The 26478-nt window shown below is 54.6% G+C and carries 20 protein-coding genes, 1 tRNA gene, 3 rRNA genes and 1 other annotated feature; of the genes, 13 read left to right on the top strand and 11 right to left on the bottom strand.

All coding sequences use genetic code 11. The features are described from left to right. Positions 1-53: 53 nt before the first annotated feature. A complete protein-coding gene (locus tag FY206_RS18615; RefSeq protein ID WP_032642848.1) occupies positions 54-428 on the bottom strand; it encodes a DUF2799 domain-containing protein in 375 nt (124 codons plus the stop codon). A gap of 214 nt (positions 429-642) precedes the next feature. Here FY206_RS18615 and aroF point away from each other — a divergent pair, with 214 nt between their 5' ends. From aroF to FY206_RS18600, 3 genes are read left to right on the top strand one after another with little or no spacing between them, the layout of a single operon-like run. After that, the gene (aroF, locus tag FY206_RS18610; RefSeq protein WP_024908343.1) at positions 643-1713 is read left to right on the top strand and encodes a 3-deoxy-7-phosphoheptulonate synthase AroF; all 1071 of its coding nucleotides are present in this window, start codon (positions 643-645) and stop codon (positions 1711-1713) included. Between the two features lie 10 nt (positions 1714-1723). Further along, positions 1724-2845 (top strand): bifunctional chorismate mutase/prephenate dehydrogenase, encoded by a 1122-nt coding sequence (gene tyrA / locus FY206_RS18605; protein ID WP_032642845.1) that lies wholly within the window; start codon positions 1724-1726, stop codon positions 2843-2845. A 60-nt stretch (positions 2846-2905) separates the two neighbouring features. Next, positions 2906-3778 (top strand): SMP-30/gluconolactonase/LRE family protein, encoded by an 873-nt coding sequence (locus FY206_RS18600; RefSeq protein WP_032642843.1) that lies wholly within the window; start codon positions 2906-2908, stop codon positions 3776-3778. Here the strand turns inward: FY206_RS18600 and pheA are convergent. The 4 genes from pheA to bamD all read right to left on the bottom strand — a co-directional run bounded on the left by pheA (position 3775) and on the right by bamD (position 6547). Further along, positions 3775-4935, bottom strand: coding sequence for a bifunctional chorismate mutase/prephenate dehydratase (gene pheA, locus FY206_RS18595; RefSeq protein ID WP_032642841.1), 1161 nt, complete (start codon positions 4933-4935; stop codon positions 3775-3777). The genes FY206_RS18600 and pheA overlap by 4 nt on opposite strands. A 30-nt stretch (positions 4936-4965) precedes the next feature. After that, positions 4966-5091, bottom strand: a sequence feature (Phe leader region). Next, entirely contained in the window at positions 5043-5090 is a 48-nt protein-coding gene (pheL, locus tag FY206_RS18590) for a pheA operon leader peptide PheL (RefSeq protein ID WP_100249876.1), read from the bottom strand. Its footprint overlaps the feature before it by 48 nt. A 109-nt stretch (positions 5092-5200) precedes the next feature. Then, positions 5201-5542: a ribosome-associated translation inhibitor RaiA gene (raiA, locus tag FY206_RS18585; RefSeq protein ID WP_003863162.1), complete on the bottom strand. Its 342-nt coding sequence runs from the start codon at positions 5540-5542 to the stop codon at positions 5201-5203. 267 nt (positions 5543-5809) lie between these two features. Continuing rightward, on the bottom strand, positions 5810-6547 hold the full coding sequence (gene bamD, locus FY206_RS18580) for an outer membrane protein assembly factor BamD (protein WP_032642839.1): 738 nt from the start codon (positions 6545-6547) through the stop codon (positions 5810-5812). A gap of 131 nt (positions 6548-6678) precedes the next feature. Here bamD and rluD point away from each other — a divergent pair, with 131 nt between their 5' ends. The 8 genes from rluD (at position 6679) to FY206_RS18540 (ending at position 18006) form a co-directional block, all read left to right on the top strand. Continuing rightward, positions 6679-7659: a 23S rRNA pseudouridine(1911/1915/1917) synthase RluD gene (rluD, locus tag FY206_RS18575; protein ID WP_032642837.1), complete on the top strand. Its 981-nt coding sequence runs from the start codon at positions 6679-6681 to the stop codon at positions 7657-7659. Then, complete coding sequence (yfiH, locus tag FY206_RS18570) at positions 7656-8387, top strand: purine nucleoside phosphorylase YfiH (RefSeq protein WP_032642835.1); 732 nt, start codon at positions 7656-7658, stop codon at positions 8385-8387. Before rluD ends, yfiH begins: the two co-directional genes overlap by 4 nt. A 129-nt stretch (positions 8388-8516) precedes the next feature. Next, complete coding sequence (clpB, locus tag FY206_RS18565; protein WP_032642833.1) at positions 8517-11090, top strand: ATP-dependent chaperone ClpB; 2574 nt, start codon at positions 8517-8519, stop codon at positions 11088-11090. Positions 11091-11521: 431 nt separating this feature from the next. Next, a 16S ribosomal RNA gene (locus FY206_RS18560) occupies positions 11522-13063 on the top strand. A gap of 85 nt (positions 13064-13148) precedes the next feature. Continuing rightward, positions 13149-13224, top strand: a tRNA-Glu gene (locus FY206_RS18555). 182 nt (positions 13225-13406) lie between these two features. Further along, a 23S ribosomal RNA gene (locus FY206_RS18550) occupies positions 13407-16311 on the top strand. A gap of 73 nt (positions 16312-16384) precedes the next feature. Continuing rightward, positions 16385-16500 (top strand): 5S ribosomal RNA (gene rrf, locus FY206_RS18545). Together the 16S, 23S and 5S rRNA genes with 1 tRNA gene alongside form the textbook arrangement of a ribosomal RNA operon. A 210-nt stretch (positions 16501-16710) precedes the next feature. Continuing rightward, positions 16711-18006, top strand: coding sequence for an MFS transporter (locus FY206_RS18540; RefSeq protein WP_032643664.1), 1296 nt, complete (start codon positions 16711-16713; stop codon positions 18004-18006). On the opposite strand, the gene FY206_RS18535 is transcribed toward FY206_RS18540, so the two are convergent. The 5 genes from FY206_RS18535 to trxC all read right to left on the bottom strand — a co-directional run bounded on the left by FY206_RS18535 (position 18003) and on the right by trxC (position 23724). Beyond that, the gene (locus FY206_RS18535) at positions 18003-18326 is read right to left on the bottom strand and encodes a YfiM family lipoprotein (protein ID WP_032643716.1); all 324 of its coding nucleotides are present in this window, start codon (positions 18324-18326) and stop codon (positions 18003-18005) included. The genes FY206_RS18540 and FY206_RS18535 overlap by 4 nt on opposite strands. 45 nt (positions 18327-18371) lie before the next feature. Further along, positions 18372-19727, bottom strand: coding sequence for a CDP-diacylglycerol--serine O-phosphatidyltransferase (pssA, locus tag FY206_RS18530; protein WP_032643663.1), 1356 nt, complete (start codon positions 19725-19727; stop codon positions 18372-18374). A 110-nt stretch (positions 19728-19837) separates the two neighbouring features. Continuing rightward, a complete protein-coding gene (locus FY206_RS18525) occupies positions 19838-22501 on the bottom strand; it encodes a bifunctional acetate--CoA ligase family protein/GNAT family N-acetyltransferase (protein WP_032643662.1) in 2664 nt (887 codons plus the stop codon). A gap of 35 nt (positions 22502-22536) precedes the next feature. Next, entirely contained in the window at positions 22537-23235 is a 699-nt protein-coding gene (gene tapT, locus FY206_RS18520) for a tRNA-uridine aminocarboxypropyltransferase (protein WP_032643661.1), read from the bottom strand. 69 nt (positions 23236-23304) lie between these two features. After that, positions 23305-23724 carry a thioredoxin TrxC gene (gene trxC, locus FY206_RS18515; protein ID WP_032643660.1) on the bottom strand — a complete coding sequence of 140 codons (420 nt, stop codon included), beginning with the start codon at positions 23722-23724 and terminating at the stop codon, positions 23305-23307. 204 nt (positions 23725-23928) lie between these two features. Here trxC and FY206_RS18510 point away from each other — a divergent pair, with 204 nt between their 5' ends. Further along, the gene (locus tag FY206_RS18510; RefSeq protein ID WP_032643659.1) at positions 23929-25044 is read left to right on the top strand and encodes a tRNA/rRNA methyltransferase; all 1116 of its coding nucleotides are present in this window, start codon (positions 23929-23931) and stop codon (positions 25042-25044) included. A gap of 40 nt (positions 25045-25084) precedes the next feature. Here FY206_RS18510 and ung read toward each other — a convergent pair whose 3' ends face one another. Then, positions 25085-25774, bottom strand: coding sequence for a uracil-DNA glycosylase (gene ung, locus FY206_RS18505; protein WP_032643658.1), 690 nt, complete (start codon positions 25772-25774; stop codon positions 25085-25087). Positions 25775-26087: 313 nt separating this feature from the next. On the opposite strand from ung, the gene grcA reads away from it, so the two are divergent. Beyond that, positions 26088-26471 carry an autonomous glycyl radical cofactor GrcA gene (gene grcA / locus FY206_RS18500; RefSeq protein WP_008502190.1) on the top strand — a complete coding sequence of 128 codons (384 nt, stop codon included), beginning with the start codon at positions 26088-26090 and terminating at the stop codon, positions 26469-26471. Positions 26472-26478: the final 7 nt, after the last annotated feature.

Raw genomic sequence — 26478 nt, 5'->3', positions numbered from 1 at the left:
CGACCTAAGCTAAATCCTACAGTTGTTTGTTTTCTGGTGAATAAAAAAATAGCTTAATTCAGCCTGCTGGCACGCAGACTTTCATCCATTCCTTTTTGCCAGGACGCACGCAGTTTTGCTGCATTTTCAGCAGTGTCGCAGCTTGCAGGGAAAGATTTTCCCGCTAATCCCCAGGCGTGCATAAACCCTTCTTCACAGACTTTCTTCTGGCCATCGGCATAGCCGCGAAGGTATTCACTACGATCAACCTGGGTGTCGTTAAAACTATCGGCCAGGGTCTGATTATCTTTAACCGGCTGGCCATTCATGGCGTCTTCTTTACCTGCATCAAACCAGGATGGGCTGGTCCAGTCGGGCTGGAAGGTGTAAGGATTAATCTGGCAGCCCGTTAAAAACAGCGACAACAGCGCGAAAGCAATTGAACGCATAGCCATTCTCCTTTTTTTTTCAGCATAGCCTGGCTAATGGGAAATGTAGTGTAATTTAATATTTACGATTTTATCGGCTGATTTTTGCAATAAATTGGCTTCTGTAAACTAATGTGTACGTATTTTGGATTGAAATGTTTACTTTTTATGGTATCGTGGTTTCACCTCATTGAGGAAAACAACTATCGCAAACGAGCTTGACAGGATCGCCATCATGCAAAAAGACGCGCTGAACAACGTACATATCACTGACGAACAGGTTTTAATCACCCCGGATCAACTGAAAGCGGAATTCCCGCTGAGCGTCGCGCAGGAGGCTCAGATAGAGCACTCTCGCCAGACCATTTCTGACATTATTGCCGGCCGCGATCCGCGCCTGCTGGTGGTGTGCGGTCCTTGCTCCATTCACGATCCTGAAACCGCCATTGAGTACGCTCGTCGTTTTAAAACATTAGCGGAGGAGGTCAGCGATAGCCTCTATCTGGTGATGCGCGTCTATTTTGAAAAGCCACGTACGACCGTCGGCTGGAAAGGGTTGATTAACGATCCGCACATGGATGGCTCGTTTGATGTGGAAGCAGGCCTGAAGATTGCGCGTCGCCTGCTGGTGGAGCTGGTCAGCATGGGGCTGCCGCTGGCAACCGAAGCGCTGGATCCGAACAGCCCGCAGTACCTGGGCGATCTGTTCAGCTGGTCGGCTATTGGCGCGCGTACGACGGAATCGCAGACCCACCGCGAGATGGCGTCTGGCCTGTCAATGCCGGTTGGCTTTAAAAACGGTACTGACGGCAGCCTGGCGACGGCGATCAACGCCATGCGCGCTGCCGCTATGCCACACCGTTTCGTCGGTATCAACCAGGCGGGTCAGGTATGCCTCCTGCAAACGCAGGGCAACCCGGACGGCCATGTGATCCTGCGCGGCGGTAAAGCACCTAACTACAGCCCTGCGGACGTAGCGCAGTGTGAAAAAGAGATGGAGCAGGCGGGACTGCGCCCGGCTCTGATGGTAGATTGCAGTCATGGTAATTCGAATAAAGATTACCGTCGCCAGCCTGCGGTTGCGGAATCCGTGGTCGCGCAGATCAAAGATGGCAACCGTTCGATTATCGGTCTGATGATTGAGAGCAATATTCATGAAGGCAATCAATCATCTGAACAACCGCGCAGCGCAATGAAGCACGGCGTCTCGGTGACGGACGCCTGCATCAGTTGGGAGACCACCGATGCGCTGCTGCGCGAGATCCATAAAGATTTAAACGGCCAGCTGGCGACGCGTCTGGCTTAAGAGGGTAGTTATGGTTGCTGAATTGACCGCACTGCGCGATCAAATTGATGAAGTGGACAAGGCGCTGCTGGATCTGCTGGCGCGCCGCATGGCGCTGGTTGCCGAAGTCGGCGAGGTGAAAAGCAAATACGGCCTGCCGATTTACGTCCCGGAGCGCGAAGCCTCCATGCTGGCCTCCCGTCGTAAAGAGGCCCAGGCGCTGGGCGTTTCGCCGGATTTGATTGAAGATGTGCTGCGTCGCGTGATGCGCGAATCCTATTCCAGCGAAAACGACAAAGGCTTTAAAACCCTTTGCCCGTCTCTGAGGCCGGTAGTGATTGTCGGCGGGGCGGGGCAGATGGGGCGTCTGTTTGAAAAAATGCTGACGCTTTCTGGCTATCAGGTGCGCATTCTGGAGAAAGAGGACTGGGCCCGGGCACCAGAACTAATGAAAGACGCCGGAATGGTTATCGTCAGCGTGCCTATCCACGTGACGGAGCAGATCGTCGGGAAACTTCCGCCTTTACCGAAGGATTGCATCCTGGTGGACCTGGCCTCCGTCAAAAATGGTCCGCTGCAGGCTATGCTGGCGGCGCATACGGGACCGGTGCTGGGCCTGCATCCGATGTTCGGCCCGGACAGCGGCAGCCTGGCGAAGCAGGTGGTGGTTTACTGCGACGGGCGTCAGCCGGAAGCCTATCAGTGGTTCCTGGAACAGATTCAGGTCTGGGGGGCACGACTGCACCGCATCAGCGCGGTCGAGCACGACCAGAACATGGCGTTCATTCAGGCGCTGCGCCACTTTGCGACCTTTGCCTACGGTCTGCATCTGGCGGAAGAGAACGTGCAGCTTGAACAGCTGCTGGCGCTCTCGTCACCGATCTATCGTCTGGAGCTGGCGATGGTCGGGCGTCTGTTTGCGCAGGATCCGCAGCTGTACGCCGACATTATTATGTCCTCCGAGAACAACCTGGCCCTCATCAAGCGTTACTACCAGCGTTTTGGTGAAGCCATTACGCTGCTGGAACACGGAGATAAGCAGGCGTTTATCGACAGCTTCCGCAAGGTCGAGCACTGGTTTGGCGATTACGCGCAGCGTTTTCAGAATGAGAGCCGGACGCTGCTGCGTCAGGCAAATGACAGTCGCCAGTAATGCGATGATGTATATACTGAAAGCCAGCAATGCTGGCTTTTTTTATTTTGGGGAACCGTCATGTCCGAACCGCAGCTGCTGTTGAATTACACCGGGCATCTGCCTGAATGCCCGACGTGGAGCGCAGAAGAGCAAGCGCTATACTGGGCCGATATTCTGGAAGGGGAGATCCACCGCTATCATCTGCCGACGGCGGGACACTCCGTGCTCTCTTTCCATGAAGAGGTGGGCTGCTTCGCGCTGCGCGAGCGCGGCGGGTTTATCGTCGCCATGCGCACTGGTATCTGGCTTGCCGATAAGCATGGCCTTCTGCAGCGCAAGGTGTGCGACAACCCCTCTAACCCTCAGCTGGCGCGTTTTAACGATGGTGGCACCGACCATCAGGGCCGGTTCTATGCGGGCACGTTCTGGGGGCCGGGAGATTATAACGGTGCCCTGCTGATGCGCATCGACAATGACCTGACGCCGAAGGTGATCCAGTGCGATATCCACGGACATAACGGTTTAGCGTTTAGCCCGGATAACCAGTGGATGTTTACCTCAGACACGCCAAACGGCGTGATTTACCGTACGCCGCTTGACGAGCAGGGCGAACCCGGCAAACGTGAGGTGTTTCGTCAGTTTAACGAAGGCGAAGGGATACCGGACGGCGCGGCCATGGATGTGGAAGGCTGCTACTGGAGCGCGCTGTTTGACGGCTGGCGTATCGCGCGTTTTTCTCCGCAAGGCGAACTGCTGGAAGAATACCGCATGCCGGTACGTTGCCCGACGATGGTCTGCTTTGGCGGCGATGATATGAAAACGCTGTTTATTACCACCACGCGGGAAAATATGGATGCGGAGGAGGTGGCGAAGTATCCGCTTTCCGGCGCCATCTTCACCCTGCCGGTTAGCGTGACAGGGATGAAGAAAAGCCGCTTTATCGAACGCTAGCTCGGATCGACCGGCACGACGTTTTCGCTCGGGTAGCAGCCCAGCACTTTCATGGAACGGGTAATTTCACCCAGTTCACGCAGGGCTTTCTGCATGGAGGCAGACTCCAGGTTGGCCTGGACATCGAGATAAAACATCTCTTCCCACGGGTTACCGTGGATGGGACGTGATTCCAGTTTGGTCATGATCAGGTTGTGGTTGCGCAGCACCAGCAGGGCTTCAACCAGCGCACCGGCCTGCTGGCCGGTCGCCATCAGCAGCGTGGTTTTGGCCGGTACCTGTTCTGACACATTGATGGCCTTGCGTGCCAGCACCACGAAGCGGGTAATGTTTTGCGTCTGGTTTGCCAGGTTGCGTTCCAGTACCTGTAAACCATACAGCGCGCCGCCCGCTTCGCTGCCGAGCGCGGCGACGTTAGGGGAGTTAGCCTGCGCCACTTTTTCCATCGCCGCCGAGGTGCTTTCGGTGTACTCGATTTTCCAGTTCGGATAGCGGTTCAGGAACTGGCTGCACTGCTGGAAGGGCTGCGGGTGACTGTAAACCGTTTCGATCTTGTTCAGGTCGGTTGAGCCGGAGACCAGCACGCAGTGATCGATAGGGATCGTCAGCTCGCCGACCAGCGACAGGCTGGTGTGCTGCAGCAAATCGTAGACGTCGTTGATGGCGCCGGAGCTGGTGTTTTCAATCGGCACCACGGCGTAATCCGCCTGGCCGGTCTCGACCTGGTTAAAAATATCGGCAAATTTCGCACAGCCACTCTCAATAAATTCTTCAAAATGGCGTGCGGCATACTGACGGGCGGCCAGGTGAGAATAGGAGCCTTTTGGCCCGAGGAAAGCGATTCGCGCAGAGTGTGGATTGGTTTTGTTGAGATGCTGCTGGAGTAACGCTTGCTGGGTGAGAACGGAGTCTTCGATGATGAGCTGGAACAGCCGGGTGATGTAGTGGGCATCGAGGTGATGCGCTTTACCGAGCTGGATCAGGCGCTCCAGCAGATCGCGCTCGCGGTCGATATCACGGACCGGGCGATGGGAGTCCAGCTTGGCTTTGCCCACTTCGATGGCGAGCGCGCGGCGTTCGGCCAGCAGGGCCAGTAATTTTTCGTCCAGCGCGCTGATTTTTACGCGCAGATCCAGTAACGGGTTTTCCGGTGTCATAGTGTTGCCTGTCTCATTTTATCGTTATCAATAAAAAAGGCCCCCCGGTGTGGGAGGCCTTGTTGTTCGTCTTCGCATTCTTTATCACACGACGAAACGCCTCCCGTTCAGGGGAGGGTAAAAAAGAATGCGAAGAAGAACGGCGTGTGTTTCATAAGTCATCCTGTGGTTGATAGGGTTAAAGTACCTGTACTGTTTTCACCCTGTCAATAAAAAACAAAAAACGCGCCCGAAGGCGCGTTGGCGGTACACTCAATTTAAAGGATTACTCTTCTTCAACTTCTTCCGCGAAGCTGGCGTCTTTCACCGACGTTGCGGCGCGACGGGCTTCACCTTTGTGTTGCACTTTATTGAGCTGCCGTTCCAGCTTGTTGATCAAATCGTTAATGGCTGTGTACATATCCTCGTGTTTAGCGCTGGCGACCAGATGGCCGTTTGGAGTATTGATAGTTGCGTCAGCGATGAAACCCTGCGGCTCCTTGGACAGGATGATATGTGGATTAATCAAATGAGTTTGCCATTTATCCAGTTTGGCGAGACGGTCTGCGACGTGCTGGCGGATTGCCGGAGTAATTTCCATTTGTTTACTGGTAATGTTCATTGTCATAAATTTTACCTCTTGTCTTTCCGTCTTGGTGATTCCAGCATACCCGACCTAATGTCAAAATGTGTGATTTAGATCACGTTATTTTGTCGGTTTTTGTCAGGGAATCTTTTTTGTGAGGCAGGGCAGGAAGAGGTGAGATTTACCTTGTCGACGGCTAAAATTGGGGCCATAGTTGACTGGATGTGTTGAGGCTAACGGCTTCAGCGACGCGCTAAAACGAATACAAAAACGGCAGCCCGAGGGCTGCCGTTTTGAATTGAGGCAAGATCAGGTATTGCTGCTGTTCGCGGCGATGATTTTCGCCACTTTTTCAGCCTGAGCGGTCATCTGCATCTGGCGGTAGGCATTTTCCATCAGCTTCAGGCCGTCGCGCGTTGCCTGAGTATCCGGATAATCACGCAGCATACCTTCTACGCGGTTCACCACGGCAACCCATGCGCCACGGCGGGTATAATATTCCGCCACGGAGTATTCATATTTCGCCAGACGATCTTTCAGGAACACCAGGCGTTTGGTGGCGTCGGTGACGTATTGACTATTCGGATAGCCGCGCACCAGCTTGGAGAAGTCATTGAAGGCATCACGCGCATGCTGCGGGTCACGGTCGGAACGATCCACGCCGAAGAAGCCCTGCAGCGCGCTGTCGTCCAGCGCCATGTTGGTGAGGCCGCGCATGTACATCACATAGTCGATGTTAGGATGGGTCGGGTTAAGACGCATGAAACGATCGATAGCTGCCTGAGCCAGCGGCAGATCGGCATTTTTATAGTATGCGTAGATGAGATCTAACTGTACCTGCTGCGAATATGGCCCAAATGGATAGCGATTATCCAACGCTTCCAGTTGCGTTATCGCCTGTTTCCAGTTACCGTCCTGCAACTTTTGTTGTGCAGTCGCATAGATTTCATTCGGCGGATTGTCAGGGACCTGTTCATTTGAACCGGAGCAGCCCACCAAAGCCAGGCTCAACGTGGCCGCTGCCACCAGATATTTCATGCGCGTCATGACGTTTTGACTTTCCTCAAATGTTTGTCCGGGAGAAACTCTGTTCCTGCTCCCGATTAAGACCAGCTACAATAGCACACTATATTAAACGGCAAAGCCGTAAAACCCAACGTTAAACGAAGAAGCAGTTTATGGCACAACGAGTAGAACTCACCGCAACAGTCTCCGAAAATCAGCTCGGTCAACGCTTAGATCAGGCTTTGGCCGAATTGTTCCCTGATTATTCGCGTTCACGTATAAAAGAATGGATCCTTGACCAGCGCGTGCTGGTAAACGGCAAGATCTGGGACAAACCAAAAGAGAAAGTGTTCGGTGGGGAAGCTGTCGCCATCAATGCTGAAATCGAAGAGGAAATCCGCTTCGAGCCGCAGGATATCCCGCTGGACATCGTCTATGAAGATGATGACATTCTGGTGATCAACAAGCCGCGCGACCTGGTTGTTCACCCGGGCGCGGGGAATCCTGACGGTACGGTACTTAACGCACTTCTCCATTATTATCCGCCGATCGCGGATGTTCCGCGCGCGGGCATCGTGCACCGTCTCGATAAAGACACTACCGGTCTGATGGTGGTGGCGAAGACCGTTCCTGCTCAGACCCGTCTGGTGGAGTCGCTGCAGCTGCGCGAAATCACCCGTGAGTATGAGGCGGTAGCCATTGGGCATATGACCTCTGGCGGGACGGTAGAAGAGCCTATCAGCCGTCACCCAACCAAGCGTACCCACATGTCTGTGCATCCGATGGGTAAACCGGCGGTGACGCACTATCGCATTATGGAGCACTTCCGCATTCATACGCGCCTGCGTCTGCGTCTGGAGACCGGACGTACTCACCAGATCCGCGTGCATATGGCCCACATTACCCATCCGCTGGTGGGGGATCAGGTCTACGGGGGCCGTCCTCGTCCGCCAAAGGGCGCATCGGATGAGTTCATCAGCGTATTGCGTAAATTCGATCGTCAGGCGCTGCACGCGACCATGCTGCGACTTTACCACCCTATCACCGGCATTCAGATGGAGTGGCACGCGCCTATCCCGCAGGATATGGTGGACCTTATTGACGCCATGCGCGCTGATTTCGAAGAACATAAGGATCAAGTGGACTGGCTATGACCAAACTGATTGTCCCGGAGTGGCCATTGCCTGCCGGCGTGGCCGCCTGCAGTTCAACCCGCACTGGCGGCGTGAGCCAGGGCGCGTGGGAGTCGTTGAACCTCGGCGCGCACTGTGGTGATAACCTGGAACACGTGGAAGAGAACCGCAGGCGTCTGTTTGCAGCGGGGAACCTGCCGTCAAAACCCGTCTGGCTGGAGCAGGTTCATGGTAACGCGGTGCTGAAGCTGACGGGAGAATCCTATGCTTCTAAACGCGCGGATGCCTCTTACAGCAATACTCCGGGAACCGTTTGTGCCGTAATGACCGCCGACTGTCTGCCGGTTCTGTTCTGTAACCGTGCAGGTACCGAGGTGGCGGCAGCCCACGCGGGCTGGCGTGGGCTGTGTGAAGGCGTGCTGGAAGAAACTGTCGCCTGCTTTAACGATGAGCCCGCCAATATTATGGCCTGGCTTGGCCCGGCTATTGGTCCTCGCGCGTTTGAAGTGGGCCCAGAGGTCCGCGACGCCTTTATGGAAAAAGATCCGCAAGCGGTGGAGGCCTTCCTGCCTTCGGGGGAGAAATATCTGGCCGATATTTACCAGCTTGCCCGCCAGCGCCTGAATAACGTCGGCGTGTCGCAGATCTTCGGCGGCGATCGCTGTACCTTCACCGAAAAGGGTGATTTTTTCTCCTGGCGCCGCGACAAGACCACGGGGCGTATGGCAAGTTTCATTTGGCTGATATAACCTAAAGAATCAAGACGATCCGGCACGTGCCGTTTTCTTTTCACATAATTCAGGTCATTAACCTTGAATAATTGAGGGATGACCTCATTTAATCTCCAGTAGCAAATTTGACCTGTTATGGGAGGAGTTATGCGTCTGGATCGTCTTACCAATAAATTCCAGCTTGCTCTCGCCGATGCCCAGTCCCTCGCACTGGGGCACGACAACCAATTTATCGAACCTCTTCATTTAATGAGCGCCTTGCTGAATCAGGAAGGGGGATCGGTACGTCCTTTATTAACGTCTGCCGGCATTAATGCTGGCCAGCTACGCACCGCTATCGATCAGGCGCTGAGCCGTTTACCGCAGGTCGAAGGGACCGGCGGTGACGTTCAGCCATCGCAGGATCTGGTGCGCGTGCTGAACCTTTGCGACAAGCTGGCGCAAAAACGTGGGGACAACTTTATTTCGTCAGAGCTGTTTGTTCTGGCGGCGCTTGAATCACGCGGTACCTTGACCGACCTGCTGAAATCTGCCGGCGCGACCACAGCCAATGTGACTCAGGCGATTGAGAAAATGCGCGGAGGTGAAAGCGTGAACGATCAGGGAGCCGAAGACCAACGTCAGGCTTTGAAGAAATATACGGTCGATCTGACCGAGCGTGCTGAACAGGGCAAGCTTGACCCGGTGATCGGCCGCGATGAAGAAATTCGCCGTACGATTCAGGTACTGCAACGTCGTACCAAGAACAACCCGGTGCTGATTGGTGAACCGGGGGTCGGTAAAACCGCCATTGTTGAAGGTCTGGCGCAGCGTATCGTCAACGGCGAAGTGCCGGAAGGCCTGAAAGGTCGCCGCGTGCTGGCCCTGGATATGGGCGCGCTGGTGGCCGGTGCGAAATACCGCGGTGAGTTTGAAGAGCGTCTCAAAGGCGTGCTTAACGACCTGGCGAAACAGGAAGGCAACGTTATCCTGTTTATTGACGAACTGCACACCATGGTGGGTGCCGGTAAGGCAGACGGCGCGATGGATGCCGGGAACATGCTTAAACCTGCGCTGGCGCGCGGTGAACTGCATTGCGTTGGCGCCACGACGCTTGATGAGTATCGCCAGTACATTGAGAAAGATGCTGCGCTGGAACGTCGTTTCCAGAAAGTGTTCGTTGCTGAGCCAAGCGTTGAAGATACCATCGCGATCCTGCGTGGTCTGAAAGAACGCTATGAACTGCACCACCACGTGCAAATCACTGACCCGGCCATCGTTGCGGCGGCGACGCTTTCGCATCGTTATATTGCTGACCGTCAGCTGCCGGATAAAGCGATCGACCTGATTGATGAAGCGGCGTCGAGCATTCGTATGCAGATTGACTCGAAGCCGGAAGAGCTGGATCGACTCGACCGACGCATCATTCAGCTCAAGCTGGAACAGCAGGCGCTGAAGAAAGAGTCTGATGAAGCCAGTAAGAAACGCCTCGATATGCTCAATGAAGAACTGGACGATAAAGAGCGCCAGTATTCTGAGCTGGAAGAAGAGTGGAAAGCCGAGAAAGCTTCACTTTCCGGCACCCAGACCATCAAAGCTGAACTCGAGCAGGCAAAAATTGCCATTGAGCAGGCGCGGCGCGTAGGCGATCTGGCGCGTATGTCCGAGCTGCAATACGGCAAAATTCCCGAGCTGGAAAAACAGCTTGAGATTGCGACGCAATCGGAAGGTAAAACAATGCGTCTGTTGCGTAATAAAGTGACGGATGCAGAAATCGCGGAAGTGCTTGCCCGCTGGACCGGTATTCCAGTGGCGCGCATGCTGGAAGGCGAGCGTGAAAAACTGCTGCGCATGGAGCAAGATCTCCATAATCGGGTGATTGGCCAGAACGAAGCGGTTGAGGCGGTATCGAACGCGATTCGCCGTAGTCGTGCGGGGCTGTCCGATCCAAATCGCCCGATCGGTTCGTTCCTGTTCCTGGGGCCAACCGGTGTCGGTAAAACCGAGCTGTGTAAAGCGCTGGCTAACTTTATGTTCGACAGCGACGATGCGATGGTGCGTATCGACATGTCCGAGTTTATGGAGAAACACTCCGTCTCACGTCTGGTCGGGGCGCCTCCGGGATACGTGGGTTATGAAGAAGGGGGGTACCTGACGGAAGCGGTGCGCCGTCGTCCTTATTCCGTCATCCTGCTGGATGAGGTGGAAAAAGCCCATCCGGATGTGTTCAATATTCTGCTTCAGGTGCTGGACGATGGTCGTCTAACCGACGGGCAGGGCAGAACGGTCGACTTCCGTAATACGGTGGTCATCATGACCTCGAACCTGGGTTCCGATTTGATTCAGGAGCGTTTCGGTGAGCTGGACTACGGCCATATGAAGGATCTGGTAATGGGGGTAGTAAGCCATAGCTTCCGTCCAGAGTTCATTAACCGTATTGATGAAGTGGTGGTGTTCCATCCTCTGGGTGAGAAACACATTGCGTCGATTGCGCAGATCCAGCTGCAGCGCCTGTACAAACGTCTGGAAGAGCGTGGTTATGAAATTCACATCTCCGACGAGGCGCTGAAGCTGCTGAGCGAGAACGGTTACGATCCGGTGTACGGTGCGCGGCCATTGAAACGCGCTATCCAGCAGCAGATCGAAAACCCGCTGGCGCAGCAGATCCTTTCCGGGGAGCTGATTCCGGGCAAAGCTATCCGTCTGGAAGCCAACGACGATCGCATTGTGGCAGTGCAGTAAGTCACAAAACGCAAAAACGAGCCGTTTACGGCTCGTTTTTGTTTAAAAACCAGGCGAGAATTGAGGTCTGGAGAATGATTTGCCTGGAAAGTGAGCGGTTGGTAAATAATTTTCACTTTATTCTTGCAGGTTCGGAATTACTCCCTATAATGCGCCTCCACTGACACGGAACAACGGCACGCAAGCCGCCGGGTCAGCAGAGAAAAGCGAAAATAAACGCTTGACTCTGAACGAGGAAAGCGTAATATACGCCACCTCGCAACGGTGAGCGAAAGCCGCGTTGCACTGCTCTTTAACAATTTATCAGACAATCTGTGTGGGCACTCAAAGTGACATGGATTCTTAATGTCTTCGGACAATAAATGAATACTCAAGTCTCTGAGTGAACATACGTAATTCATTACGAAGTTTAATTCACGAGCATCAAACTTAAATTGAAGAGTTTGATCATGGCTCAGATTGAACGCTGGCGGCAGGCCTAACACATGCAAGTCGAGCGGTAGCACAGAGGAGCTTGCTCCTCGGGTGACGAGCGGCGGACGGGTGAGTAATGTCTGGGAAACTGCCTGATGGAGGGGGATAACTACTGGAAACGGTAGCTAATACCGCATAACGTCGCAAGACCAAAGAGGGGGACCTTCGGGCCTCTTGCCATCAGATGTGCCCAGATGGGATTAGCTAGTAGGTGGGGTAACGGCTCACCTAGGCGACGATCCCTAGCTGGTCTGAGAGGATGACCAGCCACACTGGAACTGAGACACGGTCCAGACTCCTACGGGAGGCAGCAGTGGGGAATATTGCACAATGGGCGCAAGCCTGATGCAGCCATGCCGCGTGTATGAAGAAGGCCTTCGGGTTGTAAAGTACTTTCAGCGGGGAGGAAGGTGTTGAGGCTAATAACCTCAGCAATTGACGTTACCCGCAGAAGAAGCACCGGCTAACTCCGTGCCAGCAGCCGCGGTAATACGGAGGGTGCAAGCGTTAATCGGAATTACTGGGCGTAAAGCGCACGCAGGCGGTCTGTCAAGTCGGATGTGAAATCCCCGGGCTCAACCTGGGAACTGCATTCGAAACTGGCAGGCTAGAGTCTTGTAGAGGGGGGTAGAATTCCAGGTGTAGCGGTGAAATGCGTAGAGATCTGGAGGAATACCGGTGGCGAAGGCGGCCCCCTGGACAAAGACTGACGCTCAGGTGCGAAAGCGTGGGGAGCAAACAGGATTAGATACCCTGGTAGTCCACGCCGTAAACGATGTCGACTTGGAGGTTGTGCCCTTGAGGCGTGGCTTCCGGAGCTAACGCGTTAAGTCGACCGCCTGGGGAGTACGGCCGCAAGGTTAAAACTCAAATGAATTGACGGGGGCCCGCACAAGCGGTGGAGCATGTGGTTTAATTCGATGCAACGCGAAGAACCTTACCTACTCTTGACATCCAGAGAACTTTCCAGAGATGGATTGGTGCCTTCGGGAACTCTGAGACAGGTGCTGCATGGCTGTCGTCAGCTCGTGTTGTGAAATGTTGGGTTAAGTCCCGCAACGAGCGCAACCCTTATCCTTTGTTGCCAGCGGTTAGGCCGGGAACTCAAAGGAGACTGCCAGTGATAAACTGGAGGAAGGTGGGGATGACGTCAAGTCATCATGGCCCTTACGAGTAGGGCTACACACGTGCTACAATGGCGCATACAAAGAGAAGCGACCTCGCGAGAGCAAGCGGACCTCATAAAGTGCGTCGTAGTCCGGATTGGAGTCTGCAACTCGACTCCATGAAGTCGGAATCGCTAGTAATCGTAGATCAGAATGCTACGGTGAATACGTTCCCGGGCCTTGTACACACCGCCCGTCACACCATGGGAGTGGGTTGCAAAAGAAGTAGGTAGCTTAACCTTCGGGAGGGCGCTTACCACTTTGTGATTCATGACTGGGGTGAAGTCGTAACAAGGTAACCGTAGGGGAACCTGCGGTTGGATCACCTCCTTACCTTAAAGAACCTGCCTTTGCAGTGCTCACACAGATTGTCTGATGAAAAGTAAATAGCAAGGCGTCTTGCGATTGAGACTTCAGTGTCCCCTTCGTCTAGAGGCCCAGGACACCGCCCTTTCACGGCGGTAACAGGGGTTCGAATCCCCTAGGGGACGCCACTTGCTGGTTCGTGAGTGAAAGTCACCTGCCGTCATATCTCAAAACAGACTCACGAGTCTTGTTTGAGATATTTGCTCTTTAAAAATCTGGATCAAGCTGAAAATTGAAACGACACATCTTTAAGGTGTGTTCGAGTCTCTCAAATTTTCGCAATCAGAAGTGAAACATCTTCGGGTTGTGAGGTTAAGCGACTAAGCGTACACGGTGGATGCCCTGGCAGTCAGAGGCGATGAAGGACGTGCTAATCTGCGAAAAGCGCCGGCGAGGTGATATGAACCTTTGACCCGGCGATATCCGAATGGGGAAACCCAGTGTGTTCCGACACACTATCGTTAACTGAATACATAGGTTAACGAGGCGAACCGGGGGAACTGAAACATCTAAGTACCCCGAGGAAAAGAAATCAACCGAGATTCCCCCAGTAGCGGCGAGCGAACGGGGAGCAGCCCAGAGTCTGAATCAGCTTGTGTGTTAGTGGAAGCGTCTGGAAAGTCGCACGGTACAGGGTGACAGTCCCGTACACGAAAGCACACAGGTTGTGAACTCGAAGAGTAGGGCGGGACACGTGGTATCCTGTCTGAATATGGGGGGACCATCCTCCAAGGCTAAATACTCCTGACTGACCGATAGTGAACCAGTACCGTGAGGGAAAGGCGAAAAGAACCCCGGCGAGGGGAGTGAAAAAGAACCTGAAACCGTGTACGTACAAGCAGTGGGAGCACCTTCGTGGTGTGACTGCGTACCTTTTGTATAATGGGTCAGCGACTTATATTCTGTAGCAAGGTTAACCGTATAGGGGAGCCGAAGGGAAACCGAGTCTTAACTGGGCGTTAAGTTGCAGGGTATAGACCCGAAACCCGGTGATCTAGCCATGGGCAGGTTGAAGGTTGGGTAACACTAACTGGAGGACCGAACCGACTAATGTTGAAAAATTAGCGGATGACTTGTGGCTGGGGGTGAAAGGCCAATCAAACCGGGAGATAGCTGGTTCTCCCCGAAAGCTATTTAGGTAGCGCCTCGTGAACTCATCTTCGGGGGTAGAGCACTGTTTCGGCTAGGGGGCCATCCCGGCTTACCAACCCGATGCAAACTACGAATACCGAAGAATGTTATCACGGGAGACACACGGCGGGTGCTAACGTCCGTCGTGAAGAGGGAAACAACCCAGACCGCCAGCTAAGGTCCCAAAGTCATGGTTAAGTGGGAAACGATGTGGGAAGGCACAGACAGCCAGGATGTTGGCTTAGAAGCAGCCATCATTTAAAGAAAGCGTAATAGCTCACTGGTCGAGTCGGCCTGCGCGGAAGATGTAACGGGGCTAAACCATGCACCGAAGCTGCGGCAGCGACGCTTATGCGTTGTTGGGTAGGGGAGCGTTCTGTAAGCCGTTGAAGGTGGCCTGTGAGGGTTGCTGGAGGTATCAGAAGTGCGAATGCTGACATAAGTAACGATAAAGCGGGTGAAAAGCCCGCTCGCCGGAAGACCAAGGGTTCCTGTCCAACGTTAATCGGGGCAGGGTGAGTCGACCCCTAAGGCGAGGCCGAAAGGCGTAGTCGATGGGAAACAGGTTAATATTCCTGTACTTGGTGTTGCTGCGAAGGGGGGACGGAGAAGGCTATGTTAGCCGGGCGACGGTTGTCCCGGTTTAAGCATGTAGGCGGAGGTTCCAGGTAAATCCGGTACCTTTTAACGCTGAGGTGTGATGACGAGGCACTACGGTGCTGAAGTAACAAATGCCCTGCTTCCAGGAAAAGCCTCTAAGCATCAGGTAACACGAAATCGTACCCCAAACCGACACAGGTGGTCAGGTAGAGAATACCAAGGCGCTTGAGAGAACTCGGGTGAAGGAACTAGGCAAAATGGTGCCGTAACTTCGGGAGAAGGCACGCTGATATGTAGGTGAAGCCCCTGCGGGTGGAGCTGAAATCAGTCGAAGATACCAGCTGGCTGCAACTGTTTATTAAAAACACAGCACTGTGCAAACACGAAAGTGGACGTATACGGTGTGACGCCTGCCCGGTGCCGGAAGGTTAATTGATGGGGTTAGCGGCAACGCGAAGCTCTTGATCGAAGCCCCGGTAAACGGCGGCCGTAACTATAACGGTCCTAAGGTAGCGAAATTCCTTGTCGGGTAAGTTCCGACCTGCACGAATGGCGTAATGATGGCCAGGCTGTCTCCACCCGAGACTCAGTGAAATTGAACTCGCTGTGAAGATGCAGTGTACCCGCGGCAAGACGGAAAGACCCCGTGAACCTTTACTATAGCTTGACACTGAACACTGGTCCTTGATGTGTAGGATAGGTGGGAGGCTTTGAAGCGTGGACGCCAGTCTGCGTGGAGCCGTCCTTGAAATACCACCCTTTAATGGCTGGTGTTCTAACGTAGACCCGTGATCCGGGTTGCGGACAGTGTCTGGTGGGTAGTTTGACTGGGGCGGTCTCCTCCCAAAGAGTAACGGAGGAGCACGAAGGTTAGCTAATCCTGGTCGGACATCAGGAGGTTAGTGCAATGGCATAAGCTAGCTTGACTGCGAGAGTGACGGCTCGAGCAGGTGCGAAAGCAGGTCATAGTGATCCGGTGGTTCTGAATGGAAGGGCCATCGCTCAACGGATAAAAGGTACTCCGGGGATAACAGGCTGATACCGCCCAAGAGTTCATATCGACGGCGGTGTTTGGCACCTCGATGTCGGCTCATCACATCCTGGGGCTGAAGTAGGTCCCAAGGGTATGGCTGTTCGCCATTTAAAGTGGTACGCGAGCTGGGTTTAGAACGTCGTGAGACAGTTCGGTCCCTATCTGCCGTGGGCGCTGGAGAATTGAGGGGGGCTGCTCCTAGTACGAGAGGACCGGAGTGGACGCATCACTGGTGTTCGGGTTGTCATGCCAATGGCACTGCCCGGTAGCTAAATGCGGAAAAGATAAGTGCTGAAAGCATCTAAGCACGAAACTTGCCCCGAGATGAGTTCTCCCTGACCCTTTAAGGGTCCTGAAGGAACGTTGAAGACGACGACGTTGATAGGTCGGGTGTGTAAGCGCAGCGATGCGTTGAGCTAACCGATACTAATGAACCGTGAGGCTTAACCTTACAACGCCGAAGCTGTTTCGGCGGTGAGACAGACAATCAGATTTCAGCTTTGATACAGATTAAACAGAATTTGCCTGGCGGCTTTAGCGCGGTGGTCCCACCTGACCCCATGCCGAACTCAGAAGTGAAACGCCGTAGCGCCGATGGTAGTGTGGGGTCTCCCCATGTGAGAGTAGGGAACTGCCAGGCATCAAATAAGAAGAACCCCGTACCGTAAGGTGCGGGGTTTTTTGCTTTTGTGCTTTCCCTTCCTGGTCTTTCTCTTAATCCCTTATCCTGCTAATAGAATGTGTGATCGCTGTCTCAATGTTAATTATAACAAAATTATAACATTTCATTTACGAGGTAATTGAGTCTTCTGGCTCATACGCCGCTGTTTATGGCAGGAGCATAATCACAATGACAGAAAGCATGGCATCAAACGGGACGCTGGCTAACAGTGATACCCGAAGAAGGGTATGGGCAATCGTCAGCGCCTCTTCAGGGAATCTGGTTGAATGGTTCGACTTTTACGTCTACTCATTCTGTTCACTCTATTTCGCACATATCTTCTTTCCCTCTGGCAACACAACAACACAGCTGCTACAAACGGCGGGGGTTTTTGCCGCAGGATTTTTAATGCGGCCCATCGGGGGCTGGCTGTTCGGACGCATTGCTGATCGGCGCGGGCGTAAGGCCTCTATGCTGATCTCTGTGTGTATGATGTGCTTTGGCTCTCTGGTGATCGCCTGCTTACCGGGATATGAATCGATTGGTACCTGGGCACCGGCGCTGCTTTTACTGGCGCGCTTATTCCAGGGATTATCGGTGGGCGGTGAATACGGTACCAGTGCGACCTACATGAGTGAGATTGCGCTGGAAGGGCGTAAAGGTTTTTACGCCTCATTCCAGTACGTCACGCTGATTGGTGGTCAACTGCTGGCCATTCTTGTGGTAGTGATCCTGCAGCAGATTTTGACGGATGAACAACTTCATGCCTGGGGATGGCGAATTCCTTTCGCGATGGGCGCCGTACTGGCCGTTGTGGCACTTTGGCTACGCCGTCAGTTAGATGAAACCTCGCAGAAAGAGGTCAGGACGCTGAAGGAGGCAGGAACATTCAAAGGGTTATGGCGTAACCGCAAAGCCTTCCTTATGGTGCTCGGCTTTACTGCGGGTGGTTCTCTGAGTTTCTACACGTTCACCACCTATATGCAGAAGTACCTGGTGAATACCACCGGCATGCACGCAAACGTTGCCAGCGTGGTCATGACCGTGGCGCTGTTTGTCTTTATGCTCATACAGCCCATTATCGGTGCGCTCTCGGATAAAATCGGCCGGCGCACGTCGATGCTGATTTTTGGCGGGCTGTCGGCATTGTGTACCGTTCCTATTTTGACCGCGCTTCAACATGTCTCTTCACCGTATGCTGCCTTTGCGCTGGTGATGATGGCGATGGTGATTGTCAGTTTCTATACGTCTATCAGTGGAATACTTAAAGCTGAAATGTTCCCGGCGCAGGTCCGTGCGTTAGGGGTAGGGCTCTCTTATGCGGTAGCCAATGCGGTGTTTGGCGGATCGGCAGAGTACGTTGCGTTGTCGCTTAAATCATGGGGAAGCGAAACGACGTTCTTCTGGTACGTAACGGCAATGGGCGCACTGGCCTTTATTGTTTCCCTGATGCTGCATCGCAAAGGGAAAGGCATTCGACTTTAATACCGCGCCATCTGCCACACGGCATAGCCGGTCGTTGCACCGGCGACATCCCAGGCGAAATCTTTCCAGCTCCAGCCGCTCCCTGCGGGGCGGCTATCCCACAGCTCTTTTGATGCCCCAAGACCTACGGAGAACATCAGCCCTATTGCCGCGCTGCGGTCCCGGCTGTATCCCTGATGCTGCGCATATTCATTACCGGCTGCGGACAACATCGCGGAAGCGAGGAAATGCTGTGCTTTGTCCTGCCCGGACCAGCTATCGTTGGCCATATGGCTACAGCCGCTCAGGAAAAGGACGCTCAGTAACAAAGGAATGCGCATCATCGGGCCCCATAAAAAAGCCCTGCGGATAACAGGGCCTGGACATTACAGAATACGGCTGATAAGTCGGTCGATACGGATACGACGTAAGCGGCGGATAAGCTTGCGCACTTTCACCGGATAATCGGCAATGCTCTGCAGTTCGCGGTAATGATTAACCACTGTCGTATGGGTGCGAATCAGCTCCAGCTCGCGTTCACGTTTTGCGGCTAACTCATGCTGCGGGTCATGGATCAGGATAGCGTTTTCCAGATCCAGTCGCCACGCGCGTGGATTAAGGTTGTTACCGGTCAGCAGCATCCACTCATCGTCGACCCACATTCCTTTCAGATGGTAGCTGTTGTCTTCATCTTTCCAGAGGCGCACCACCAGCTGGTCCGTATTGACGTAATACTGTAAACGGCTCAGGAAACGTCGCAGGTTAATCTCATAGAGGTAAGGCAGCGCACCGATGATTTTGAACGGCTGATCTTCAGGAATGAAGAAGTCGTTTGCCGTTTTATCACCCACGATGATTTCCACTTTTTTACCCTCGCGCAGCAGCTGAATAATATTGCGCACCAGCACGGCAGGAAGGTTGAAGTACGGCGTGCAGATGGTGAGCTTCTGCTCCGCACACGGCATCAGATGGAAGATCGTTTTGTTCAGCAGGCTGGATTTGCCGAGCCCGACCAGCGGGGTAACGGATAACTCTTCGTTGTTCGCATCGCCCTGGAAATGATAGACCGCATCACGCAGCTCCTGGCGGAAGGCGCGAACATCATTTTTGATTTCCGGGCTTTTAGGACGCTCGGGATCGTCAAGGCGATTAACGCCGCGGCCATGAACCAGATTTTTATCAACCCAGTTGAACATGATATCGGCCATCTGTGGATTACGGATCAGATGGTAACGGTCGTAGCGATATTTATCGAGCTGATGAAGGTAAACATCATTGAGACTTGCGCCGCTGTATAGCACGCTGTCATCAATGATAAACCCCTTGAAGTGAAGAACGCCGAGCGCCTCACGGGTGTTCACCGGTACGCCAAAAACAGGCACGTCAACGCCGGGGTTTTCCTGCGCCGTGCGGCAATACCAGTCAGCATTAGTATTTGACGCTGCAGCGCCAATGCGGCCACGCTGAGCGCGATGCCAGTCTACCAGCACGCGAACATCAAGTTCCGGGCGCTGACGTTTGGCCTCATAGAGCGCATCAAGGATCGCGCGCCCGCCTTCATCCTGTTCAAGATACAGGGCCACGATGCAAATGCGTCGCGTGGCGCTGGCAATCTTTTCCAGAAGCGTCTCCCGAAAATGAGCGGGAGCGTAAAAGAACTCTACATCATCAACTGACTGAGAAATCTTCGGTAGTTGAGCAAGGTGTTGTTGATGTTTATTACGCTTAAATTTTGACAACATCACAGTGCGTTTCTTCTCTGTTCATTGAAGGGTTGTCTGTACCATGCAAACAACATAAGCGGACAATGATACCACCAGTCCCGTCCAAAGTGGGTAACATTTCCAGTAGCTTACTCGCGTTTGTCCGCTGATGTCAGACTGAGAGACAAGGCCACAATACCTTCGTCCAGCTGAATATCAACGTCAAACCCAAGTTTTCGCGCCAGGGTCACCATACCGCGATTGTTAGGCATAGTAATGCCATTAAGGCGTAATAATCCGTGATCCCGCGTATAACTGATGAGTTTTTCCAGCAGTCGTCTTCCGAGCCCCAGACCTTTAAGATCGGAGCGTACCAGCACGGCAAATTCCGCATCGACGTTATCTGGATCAGAAATCGCACGCGTGACGCCGAGGATCTCATCCCCCTCTTCGTTGCGACGAACGGCAACAAACGCCATTTCTCGATCGTAGTCGATCTGGGTCATATTGGCTAAATCATCGTGGGTAAATTCGTTGATTTCGCTAAAATAGCGATAATAAAGATCTTCTTTCGTGACCTGAGAGATAAACGTCCGCAGCTGGGGCTCATCTTCCGGCAGAATAGGGCGGAACAGGGCGCGCTCCCCATTTTTCATCTCGACCCACTCCTCCAGCTGAAGGGGATAGGGGCGGATTGCCAGGCGGCTCTCGCTGTCGCCTTCGAATGGCGCGATATCCAGGGTCACGTCCAGCGCCGTAAACTCATTGCCGGAGGCAAGCAGGGGATGAATGTCCAGCCGCTGGATCTCGGCACAATCCACGATCAGGTTAGACACCTGTACCAGGAACTGGCTTAACCCGGCAATGTCGAGCGGACGCAGCGCGCTCCGGCCGCGGATCTTTTTACTTTTAATCGCCTGAATGATCAGATAACGCGCCAGGTTCATGTTCAGCGGCGGTAAAGCCACCACCGCCTGCTCCTCCGGACGCCACTCAACGCCGCCTTCACCCAGCATGATGAGCGGGCCGAAGACGGGATCGTGTTCGACCACCACCCGTAATTCCTGAGCCCCTGCGCGGTTTGCCATGCTTTGCACCAGCAATCCGTGGATCCTTGCCTGTGGCCAGGCCATTTTGACCCGGTCGAAAATGGCGTCCGCTGCCTGCTGCACCTCTGCAGCCGTCCGCAGGTAGAGCATCACCCCCTGAACGTCAGACTTGTGCGGGATATCCGGGGAACGCAGCTTCAGGGCAACCGGGTAGCCAATCTGCTCGGCAATATGCACGGCCTCAGCGCTGTCGCTGGCGATCCAGGTTGGCAGGGTCTGCATCCCGTAGCTGCCCAGAATCGGCTGGACCTCATGCGTATCCAGCGACGTCGCGCCCTCTTCAATAGCCCGCTGCAACAGCCGGTGAACGTCGACGGTGTTTGCCGTCAGGTTACCGGGCAACGCTGGCGTTTCACGGAGCTGCTTCTGGTTGCGGCGATATTCCACCATATGCATAAAGGCGGTGATGGTACCTTCCGGCGTGCGGTAGGTTGGCAGCCCGGCCTCGCTGAACAGGCGTCGCGCCTCCTGCGAAGAAAATTCACCGCACCAGTTGGTCAGCAGGGTGACATATTTGCCTCTCGGATGGTTGCGCACGGCCTCAATGAGCGCGCGCGCGCTTTCGCTGCCCGGCGCGACCGCGCTGGGGGAGTGGATAATCATCAGCGCGTCGAAATCCTGGCTATCCAGCAAAATGGAAATCGCCTTGATATAGCGATCGCTGCTGGCATCGTCGCGCAAATCAAGCGGATTGCCGGGCGACACGCTGGCCGGAAGCGCGTCTTTCAGGCGCTGCAGCGTCTCTTCACTCAGCGTTGCCAGCTTGCCGAAGCGTCGCCACAGCTCGTCAAGGGCGAGCGCGGCAGGGGCAGCACCGTTACTGACAATCATTAACTTCTCGCCGCGCAACGGACGCATGTGGCTGAGCGTTTCAACGGCGGAAAAAAGCTCGTGCGTATCCTGCACCCGCAGCAAACCGGCGCGCTGTATGGCGGCATCCCAGGCGGGATCCATACCGGAATGCGAATGCAGCAGACGCTGTGCGGCAGGGCTGCGCCCGCTCTTGATCACCAGGATCGGCTTATTGCGCGACGCGCTTCGCGAAGCCGAGACAAAACGACGCGCGTCGCTGAGGTGCTCAAGGTAAAGCAGGATCGCGCTGGTTTTGCCGTCACGCGCCAGAAAATCCAGCAGCTCGTCAACGTCGATATCCAGGCTGTCGCCGAGGGCAATGAAGTAGGAGAATCCCATTTCACGCTGCTGCGCCCAGTCGAGGATGGTGTTCGATACCGCAGCCGACTGCGAGATAAACGCGAGTTTGCCTTTGCGGATTGGCACCGGGGAGAAGCTGGCGTTCAGCCCCTGCCAGGGGGCGAGCAGCCCCAGGCTGTTTGGCCCGAGAATGCGCATTTGATAGCGGCTGGCGCAGGTCAGAAGCTCGGCCTTCTGTTCAGGCGGAGACGAGAGAATAATGCAGGTTTTACACCCCTTCTTGCCGAGTGATTCCAGCAGCTCCGGGTTGCGCGTTGCGTTTGTGCAGAGTACGGCAAGGTCCGGTACGAAAGGCAGGCTCTGTACATCAGGCCATGCCAGCACCCCCTGCACGGCCTTATACGCTGGCGTGACGGGCATGACGGGGCCATTAAAGCCCCCGGCCAGCAGGTTGCGCATCATCAGATAGCCAGCACGATCCGGTTTCATTGATGCGCCGATAACGGCAATGGATTTGGGACGAAGTAGCGCTTCTAACCCTCGCTGGCTCATGCAGGCCTCCTGTGAATGCAAGCGACCTGATGATTTTAAACGCTTTCCGTCTCGGCTGCTGTGACGCTCCCCTTATGAACGGTTTTTCCCGCCAGATAGCGTTCCCGGAAACAGGAGAAATGGGCGCCCAGGGCGCCAGCCGCAGGGGTATCACCGGCTAAATCCAGCAGCGCAATGGCCACTTCGGCAGTGCAGTATTGCCCGTCAGCATGCGCTTCACGCAGGCGGTATGCAGAAACGCGGGAAAGATCGACAGAAATCACCGGCAGCGCGTCGAGATAGGGGCTTTTACGAAACATTTTTCGCGCTTCGGTCCAGGTGCCGTCTAGCATAATAAATAGCGGCGGCTTACCGGATGGCGGACTCGAAAGCACCTGACGATCGGCACCTGCATATGACGCGGGGAAAACGACCATCGGCTGATAGTCCGGGTTGGCCACCAGGTCGAGCAGGGCCTGAGGCGGCTCCGTACGGGACCACTGAAACGCCGCGGTATCCGGCAGAATATCGGCGATAAGACGCCCCGTATTGCTGGGCTTCATCGGCTCGGTATCGAACATGACCAGACAAAAACGGCTCTGTGCCGAACTCGGTGCCAGCGTCTCGCACAGGCAAACCTTCAGCGGCAGCAGGCAGCGCTGACAGCGGCGAATACGGTTGCCCCGGGCAAGGAACGGTCGGGTAGCGCGCGCAAGGCGTTCGGCGCGTAATTGTAGAACGGCGTTATCAGTCATGGGCGAAATGCAGGAAAAACCCTATTTTCGCAGAGGCGGGAGCAGGGCACAAGGTGTGCCCCGTGAATGTTACAGCGACTCGTTTAACCAGCTTTCAAAAGGCGCTTTTGGCACCGCGCCGTTGAGCATGTCGATCACCTCGCCATTTTTGAAAATCATTATGGTCGGAATGCTGCGAATGCGAAAACGGGCGCTCAGTTCAGGTTCGGCTTCCGTGTTAACCTTAACGAAACGTATTTTTCCGCTGCGCTCTTCTGCCACGTCTTCGAAAATCGGCGCGAAGCTACGGCATGGGCCGCACCATGGTGCCCAGAAGTCGACAACAACGGGCAGATCGTCCTTGAGGAGTTTGTCCAGCGTAGCACCCGTCGCGTTAATGACATCGCCATCAAACAATTCATGGCCGCAACGTCCGCATTTCGCACCATCTTCTATCCGATCGTCCGGAATGCGGTTAAGAGCCTGACAGTTGGCACATACGGTATTCATAACTAACCTCTGATAGAGCCGTGGGACAGCGGCAAAACGCCGATAATGTTTCTAATATGTTACATATTATCAATGAGCCTGTTTGAAACAACAATGCGTTTTATTCAATGAGAACAATAGTCGCAGGCTTTTGTACGAAATTATGGCTATGCGCTGGCACATCGGGTAATCTGCGCGCTTCGCGCAGCGCTGGTGGAGAAAAGCATGAACGACGAAATGAAAAACAAAAGCGGCAAGGTCAAAGTGATGTATGTCCGCAGTGATGATGACTTTGATAAACGCACCCAAAATCCGCGTACCGGAAAAGGTGGCGGGCGTCCGGCGTCTTCTCGTGCAGACGGTGGCCGTCGCCCCGCCCGCGATGACAGAAATACCCGCGGTGATGACCGCAAACGTGACGATCGCAAACGCGATGACCGTCCTCGCTCCGACCGCCCACGCAGTGACCGTCCACGTGATGACTTCTCACGTGATAACGCCTCCCCGTGGCGCACCGTTTCTCGCGCACCTGGCGATGAGACGCCGGAAAAAGCCGATCACGGCGGTATCAGCGGTAAAAGCTTTATCGACCCGGAAGTGCTGCGCCGCCAGCGTGCGGAAGAGACCCGAGTGTACGGTGAAAACGCCTGCCAGGCGCTGTTCCAGAGCCGTCCTGAGTGCATCGTCCGCGCCTGGTTTATCCAGAGCGTGACCCCGCGCTTCAAAGAAGCGCTGCGCTGGATGGCCGCGAACCGCAAAGCCTATCACGTTGTGGATGATGCCGAGCTGACCAAAGCCTCCGGCACTGAACACCACGGCGGCGTCTGCTTCCTGATCAAAAAACGTAACGGCACGACCGTGCAGCAGTGGGTTAGCCAGGCGGATGCCGATGACTGCGTGCTGGCGCTGGAAGATGTGGGCAACCCGCATAACCTGGGCGCAATGATGCGTAGCTGCGCGCACTTTGGCGTGAAAGGCGTGCTCTTGCAGGATGCCGCGCTGCTGGAGTCCGGCGCCGCGATCCGTACGGCGGAAGGCGGAGCCGAGCACGTACAGCCGATCACCGGCGACAGCGTGCTGGACGCTCTCGAGCAGTTCCGTAAAGCGGGCTACGCTATTGTGACCACCTCGAGCCATGCCGGTACCCCGCTGTTTAAAGCGACGCTGCCACGCAAGATGGTGCTGGTGCTGGGTCAGGAACGCGATGGTCTGTCTGATGCGGCGCTCTCCAGTGCGGATCTGAGCGTCTCAATCGATGGGACGGGCAACGTGGAAAGTCTGAACGTATCCGTTGCGACCGGCGTGCTGCTGGCCGAGTGGTGGCGTCAGAATAAGGCCTAAGCCTCTTAATGTGCCGGGTTTGACCCGGCACATTCAAATACTACTCGCTCTCTGCCGGTAACACAGGCATCCAGTCAATCGGCGTTTCGCCCCGTTTTTCCAGCCATTCATTCGCCAGAACAAAATGATTACTGCCAAAGAAACCGCGATGTGCAGACAGCGGTGACGGGTGCGGCGCTTTCAACACGTGATGACGCTGACGGTCGATAATCGCCCCTTTCTTCTGCGCATGCGATCCCCAGAGTAAAAACACCACCCCTTCACGATGTTCGTTGATCAGGCTGATGACTTTATCGGTGAACGTCTCCCAGCCCAGGCTGGCGTGCGAGTGCGCCTGGCCCGCCCGGACGGTGAGTACCGTATTCAGTAACAGCACGCCCTGACGCGCCCAGCTTTCCAGGTAGCCATGGTTTGGCCGGGTAAAACCGGGCACGGTTCCTTCAAGCTCTTTATACATGTTGAGCAGAGAAGGGGGGATCGCCACGCCGGGACGGACGGAAAACGCCAGCCCATGCGCCTGGCTCGGGCCGTGATAGGGATCCTGGCCCAGAATCACCACCTTCACATCGCTCAGCTCGGTGTAGCGAAAGGCGTTGAACACGTCCTTCTGCGGCGGGTAAATCGTCTGTCCTGACAGACGTTCAGCCGCAACGGTGCTGAGCGTATTGATAAAGTAAGGTTGCTGCTTTTCTTCTGCCAGCACGTCATGCCAGGTTAAAGGTGTCGTCATCTCGCTCTCCTGCGAATCTCAATCTGTGCCTAGCTTACCTGTTTAACCCCGGTGAGCAAAATTACGCGCCGAAATGCGCGCTAAGTGGCTAAATTTCTTTTGAAAAGATACAGAGTAAGTTGAATTGGTAAGGTTGTAAAATTGATCTAAAACAATAAATTCAAACCACACTCTTTATGTGGTTGGTGTTTTTGTTGATTTAAATCAATAAATCACCGAGGTGTGAATGATATATATACACACAAGAAACAATGGTTTTACCAATTGGCCGCGAGAGGCCGACATCAGTTAATGTAGCCTAGGGAGGCAACACATGATTACAGGTATCCAGATTACTAAAGCTGCAAATGACGATCTGCTCAACTCTTTCTGGCTGCTGGACAGCGAGAAGAATGAAGCGCGCTGCGTCGTTGCGAAAGCGGGCTTTGCCGAAGATGAAATCGTGCCGGTGAGCAAACTGGGCGAAATCGAGTACCGTGAAATTCCAATGGAAGTGAAACCGGAAGTGCGCGTGGAAGGGGGTCAGCACCTGAACGTTAACGTTCTGCGCCGCGAAACGCTGATGGACGCGGTTGAGCACCCGGAAAAATACCCGCAGCTGACCATTCGCGTGTCCGGCTATGCGGTTCGCTTCAACTCCCTGACCCCAGAACAGCAGCGCGACGTTATCGCGCGTACCTTTACTGAAAGCCTGTAAGGCTTCA

It is taken from the genome of Enterobacter chengduensis, assembly GCF_001984825.2.
In the GTDB taxonomy this organism is placed as follows: domain Bacteria; phylum Pseudomonadota; class Gammaproteobacteria; order Enterobacterales; family Enterobacteriaceae; genus Enterobacter; species Enterobacter chengduensis.
The sequence above is the reverse complement of the archived record's forward strand: the minus strand, read 5'-3'. Positions and strand labels throughout refer to the sequence as shown.

Bases quoted from the DNA above. Each gene is read 5' to 3' on its own strand.
- yfiH (WP_032642835.1), top strand. From the start codon at position 7,656: ATGACCAAACTGATTGTCCCGGAGTGGCCATTGCCTGCCGGCGTGGCC.
- aroF (WP_024908343.1), top strand. From the start codon at position 643: ATGCAAAAAGACGCGCTGAACAACGTACATATCACTGACGAACAGGTT.
- pssA (WP_032643663.1), bottom strand. From the start codon at position 19,727: ATGTTGTCAAAATTTAAGCGTAATAAACATCAACAACACCTTGCTCAA.
- FY206_RS18535 (WP_032643716.1), bottom strand. From the start codon at position 18,326: ATGCGCATTCCTTTGTTACTGAGCGTCCTTTTCCTGAGCGGCTGTAGC.
- raiA (WP_003863162.1), bottom strand. From the start codon at position 5,542: ATGACAATGAACATTACCAGTAAACAAATGGAAATTACTCCGGCAATC.
- clpB (WP_032642833.1), top strand. From the start codon at position 8,517: ATGCGTCTGGATCGTCTTACCAATAAATTCCAGCTTGCTCTCGCCGAT.
- FY206_RS18615 (WP_032642848.1), bottom strand. From the start codon at position 428: ATGCGTTCAATTGCTTTCGCGCTGTTGTCGCTGTTTTTAACGGGCTGC.
- tapT (WP_032643661.1), bottom strand. From the start codon at position 23,235: ATGACTGATAACGCCGTTCTACAATTACGCGCCGAACGCCTTGCGCGC.
- bamD (WP_032642839.1), bottom strand. From the start codon at position 6,547: ATGACGCGCATGAAATATCTGGTGGCAGCGGCCACGTTGAGCCTGGCT.
- FY206_RS18510 (WP_032643659.1), top strand. From the start codon at position 23,929: ATGAACGACGAAATGAAAAACAAAAGCGGCAAGGTCAAAGTGATGTAT.
- FY206_RS18540 (WP_032643664.1), top strand. From the start codon at position 16,711: ATGACAGAAAGCATGGCATCAAACGGGACGCTGGCTAACAGTGATACC.
- rluD (WP_032642837.1), top strand. From the start codon at position 6,679: ATGGCACAACGAGTAGAACTCACCGCAACAGTCTCCGAAAATCAGCTC.
- FY206_RS18525 (WP_032643662.1), bottom strand. From the start codon at position 22,501: ATGAGCCAGCGAGGGTTAGAAGCGCTACTTCGTCCCAAATCCATTGCC.
- pheA (WP_032642841.1), bottom strand. From the start codon at position 4,935: ATGACACCGGAAAACCCGTTACTGGATCTGCGCGTAAAAATCAGCGCG.
- ung (WP_032643658.1), bottom strand. From the start codon at position 25,774: ATGACGACACCTTTAACCTGGCATGACGTGCTGGCAGAAGAAAAGCAG.
- grcA (WP_008502190.1), top strand. From the start codon at position 26,088: ATGATTACAGGTATCCAGATTACTAAAGCTGCAAATGACGATCTGCTC.
- tyrA (WP_032642845.1), top strand. From the start codon at position 1,724: ATGGTTGCTGAATTGACCGCACTGCGCGATCAAATTGATGAAGTGGAC.
- trxC (WP_032643660.1), bottom strand. From the start codon at position 23,724: ATGAATACCGTATGTGCCAACTGTCAGGCTCTTAACCGCATTCCGGAC.
- FY206_RS18600 (WP_032642843.1), top strand. From the start codon at position 2,906: ATGTCCGAACCGCAGCTGCTGTTGAATTACACCGGGCATCTGCCTGAA.